Raw genomic sequence first — 4,124 nt, 5'->3', positions numbered from 1 at the left:
GGGAGGCCGGGCGGCCCGTGGGAACCGGCTCGGGGGCCGTGCCCGCGCGGCCGGGGAGCGGCCTGAGCACGACGGGCCGCCCGGACGGGCCGGCCTCCGCCGCGTCTCCCCGAGGCGTCAGCCAGCGGGCGCGCAGGGCGAAGATCCGGGCCTCCGCACGGGCGATCACCGGCTCGAACCAGGGCAGCGCCAGCAGGATCAGCAGGCCCGCGACCCAGCCCAGGACCACATCGCTCAGCCAGTGGGTCCCGATGTAGACGGTGGACAGCCCCACACCGAGCGAGGTCACGGCCGACAGCGCGGACAGCCAGCGGCGCGCTCTCGGGGTGGAGGCCAGGTAGGCCAGGATCCCCCAGGTCACCACGGCGTTGGCGGTGTGGCCGCTGGGAAATATGTCGCCGCCGAGCCACATCTCGTTCGAGCCGATCTCGGTCGCGTAGTGCGGTCCGAGGCGCCCCATGCCGTACTTCGCGGCGCCGACGGTGACGTTGAGCAGCAGCAGGGAGACGCCGAGGGCGAGCAGCGGACGCAGGGTGTGCTGCCGCCAGGAGCGCCAGCCCAGCCAGGCCGCCACCATCACCGCCGTCGGGCCGCGCTGGCCGAGGACCACGTAGTAGTCGACGAAGGCGTGGATCTCGGGCCACTGCTGGTAGGGGCGGAAGAACATCACCTGCCAGTCCAGCCGGACCAGCCAGGAGGTGATCACCACGGCCCACACGATCGCCAGGTAGAAGGCCAGGGCGGCGCCGAACAGCACCATCCGGTGCCGGCTCATTCGCGGCATGCCGACGTGAGCCGGTCGCTCCGGCTCACGATCCAGCCTCGCGAACACCCGGTCCAGGCGGGTGGGCTTCGGTTCGGTACGCACCCAATCGACGTTACAGCGAGTGAGCGCGGAACCCCGTCGAATCAGCCTCTTTGTGATGACGATGTGATGTGGCATTCCTCTCAGCAGGGTCTTTATCTCCGGCGAATCCACAAACCCCGGATACTGCGGACTTCAATTCCTTTGATCATTCCGGGGGAGGGTTTTATCGCGCTTTTGAATTCGTTCACCGGGGGCTGGTGCGGAATTTCCTCGGAGCTCATCGGCCGCTCCGGGCGGGACGGGCCGGGTCAGGGCGGGCCGGAGCCGTTCAGCCAGAAGGCCCCGTAGACCGCCGAGGCCGCCGCGACCGCCCCCACGACCGGCGCGGACCTGGGCGTACGCAGCCGGGCCAGGGCCAGGGCGAGGGGCAGCAGCAGGGGGAAGGCGGGCAGCAGCAGCCGCGGTTTCGAGCCGAAGTAGCTCGACGCGCACAGGGCGAGCGCGGTGACGACCCCGGCGTACACCAGCAGGGGGAGGGGCTGGCGCTGCCGTACGCAGACGACGTACAGCCACACCACGAGACCGACGCCGACCACCAGCCCGAGGCCCGCCAGAGCGGACGGGAACGACGTGAACTTGTCGGCGACGAAGCGGGCGAAGGCGTAACCCCCGTCGAACCCGTTCCGCCAGCCGGCCTGCACGTCGAGATACCCCAGCGGCCCGTCGCCGGTCCGGTGCCCGACCCACAGGACGTAACCGGCGGCTCCGAGGGGCGCGAGGAGCATGCCGAGCACCCGGCGCAGGCGCACACCGGAGGTGTCCGTCGCACACGGGGCGCCCTCAGGTGCCTGCGTGCGCCGGGCGATCCCGGGCGCGCCGGCGCGTTCCCCGGCCCGCGCGCCGCCCTCCGGCACCGCGCTGCGATCCCGCGCGAAAGAAGTCCGCTCCCGCGCGGGGGAGGAGCGGTCTCGCGCGGAGGCGTGTTCCCGCGCGGAGGCGTGCCCCTGCTCGGAGACGTGTTCTCGCTCAGAGATCCGTTCCCGCGCGGAGGCGTGCTCCCGCTCGGAGACGTGCTCCCGCGCGGAGGTCCGTTCTCGCAGGAACGAGGCGATGCCCGCCGCCCACACCGCCGCTACCACCGCCAGCCCCACCGGACGGGTCAGCCCCGCCAGGCCCGCCAGGACGCCCGCCGTCACCCAGCGCCCCGTCAGCACGGCGTACAGCGACCACGCGGCGAGCGCGGTGAACAGGGACTCGCTGTAGGCCATCGACTGCACGATCCCGACCGGCAGCACCGCCCACAGGAGCACCGCGCAGACCCCGGCCCGGCGCCCGTACACGTGGTCGGCCACCGCGAAGATCCCCCAGGCCGCCGCGAGCGAGGCGAGCACGCTCACCACGAAGCCCCCGTCGGCGTACGACAGCGGCGACACCGCCGCCACCAGCCGCTCCAGCCACGGGAGCAGCGGGAAGAACGCCAGGTTGGAGTGCACGTCCCCGTTGGGCAGCCGCACCTCGTAGCCGTACCCCAGCTCGGCGACCCTCGTGTACCAGAGCGAGTCCCAGCGGGCGGTCAGCAGGGTGTACGCGTCCTTGCCGCGCGCCCCGCTCCACAGGGCCAGCGCGACCAGGCCCAGGGCACGCACGGCGGCGTACCCGAGGAGCGCCGGCGCGGCCCGGCGCAGCGCCCCGGAGCGGGCCGGGACGGCGCGCGTGTCGAGATCGTTCACGCGCCCGATTATCGACCCGGAGGGGAATCGGCCCGCCCGGCGGGGGCGTGTGGCCCCGACGGGGAAGTGGTGTACGCCACACCGATCCGCCGGAGCTGTGAGACGTCCGCCATTCGACCCCGGCTCCCACTCGCGTACTCTGACGTGTCACTCGCCGTTCGCTGCGCGGGCCGGAGACCACCGCTCCTCTCCGGCCGAGTCACGGGGGAGTCCCCGACCCCGTGAGCCCGCCGATCGCGAGGGAACATCTGGGAGGTACGTACATGTCCGGGACGACCACGGCCGCCGCGCTGCGCCGTCGGGCGGCCGGGGCCGGTGCCAACCGCTGGGTGGTGCTCGTCGTCCTCTGCGCCAGCCTGCTGCTGGTCGCCGTCGACGCCACCGTGCTGCACGTCGCGGTCCCCGCCGTCACCGAGGACCTGCGGCCCGGCGCGATGGAGCTGCTCTGGATCGTCGACGCCTACCCCTTGGTCTGCGCCTCGCTGCTGATCCTCTTCGGCACCCTCGGTGACCGGATCGGCCGCAGACGCGTCCTGCTGCTCGGCTACGCCCTGTTCGGCGTCGCCTCCGGCATGGCGGCCCTCGCGGACAGCGCCCAGGTGCTGATCGTGGCGCGGGCGCTGCTCGGCGTCGGCGGCGCGATGATCATGCCGGCGACGCTGTCGATCCTGCGCCAGGTCTTCCCGGACCGGCGCGAGCGGGCCCTCGCCATCGGCATCTGGAGCGCGGTCGCCGCCGTGGGCGCGGCGGTCGGCCCCCTGCTCGGCGGCTTCCTGCTGGAGCACTTCTGGTGGGGCTCGGTGTTCCTGGTCAACATCCCGCTGATGCTGGTCAGCCTCCCGGTCGGGCGGCTCCTGCTGCCCGAGTCGAAGGGCACGGACGACGGCCCCTGGGACGTGGCCGGCGCGCTGATGGCCGCCGCCGGACTGTTCGCGGTGGTCCTCGGCGTGAAGCGGCTCGGCGGCGCCTCCGCCGCCGGCGCCTCCGCCGCCGGCGTGTGGACCGTGCTGCCGCTGCTCGTGGGCGCCGGACTGCTGACCGCCTTCGTACGCCGGCAGCGACGCCGTACGCATCCGCTGGTCGACCTGCGGATGTTCGCCCGGCCGGCGTTCAGTACGTCGGTGGGGTGCATCGTGCTGGCGATGCTCGCCCTGGTGGGCCTGGAACTGATCGCGGCCCAGTACCTCCAGCTCGTGCTCGGACTCTCCCCGCTGGAGACCGGGCTGCGCCTGCTGCCGCTGACGGTCGCGGCGATGGCGGCGGGCCTGGCGGGCGCGCGGATGCTGCGCCGGTTCGGCCCGCGCCGCATGGTCTGCTCCGGGTTCTGCCTGACGGCCGCCGCGGTGGTGGTCCTGACCGCGATGGGCGGACAGGACGACTGGCCGCTGCTGCTGACCGGTTTCGTCCTGCTCGGCTTCGGCCTGGAGACCACGCTGTTCGGGGCGTACGAGTCGATGCTGAGCGAGGCGCCGCCGGACCGGGCCGGCGGGGCGGCGGCCATCGGCGAGACCTCCTACCAGCTCGGCGCCGGCATGGGGATCGCGCTCCTCGGCAGCGTCATGAACGCGGCCTACGCGCCCGGCCTC

The 4,124-nt window shown here is 73.3% G+C and carries 3 protein-coding genes; 1 reads left to right on the top strand and 2 read right to left on the bottom strand.

Features of this window, described 5'->3' with window-relative positions; all coding sequences use genetic code 11:
• Both B7767_RS15515 and B7767_RS15510 read right to left on the bottom strand, forming a co-directional pair.
• Window positions 1-868 (bottom strand): phosphatase PAP2 family protein (locus B7767_RS15515; RefSeq protein WP_085572709.1); only part of this gene is annotated, 868 nt, incomplete at its 3' end.
• Window positions 869-1,116: 248 nt separating this feature from the next.
• On the bottom strand, window positions 1,117-2,538 hold the full coding sequence (locus B7767_RS15510) for a glycosyltransferase family 39 protein (RefSeq protein WP_085572708.1): 1,422 nt from the start codon (window positions 2,536-2,538) through the stop codon (window positions 1,117-1,119).
• Between the two features lie 263 nt (window positions 2,539-2,801).
• On the opposite strand from B7767_RS15510, the gene B7767_RS15505 reads away from it, so the two are divergent.
• Window positions 2,802-4,124, top strand: a 1,323-nt coding sequence (locus B7767_RS15505) for an MFS transporter (RefSeq protein WP_085572707.1), incomplete at its 3' end; no start/stop codon positions are given.

The sequence above is a fragment of the Streptomyces sp. 13-12-16 genome, assembly GCF_002114215.1.
In the GTDB taxonomy this organism is placed as follows: Bacteria; Actinomycetota; Actinomycetes; order Streptomycetales; family Streptomycetaceae; genus Streptomyces.
The sequence above is the reverse complement of the archived record's forward strand: the minus strand, read 5'-3'. Positions and strand labels throughout refer to the sequence as shown.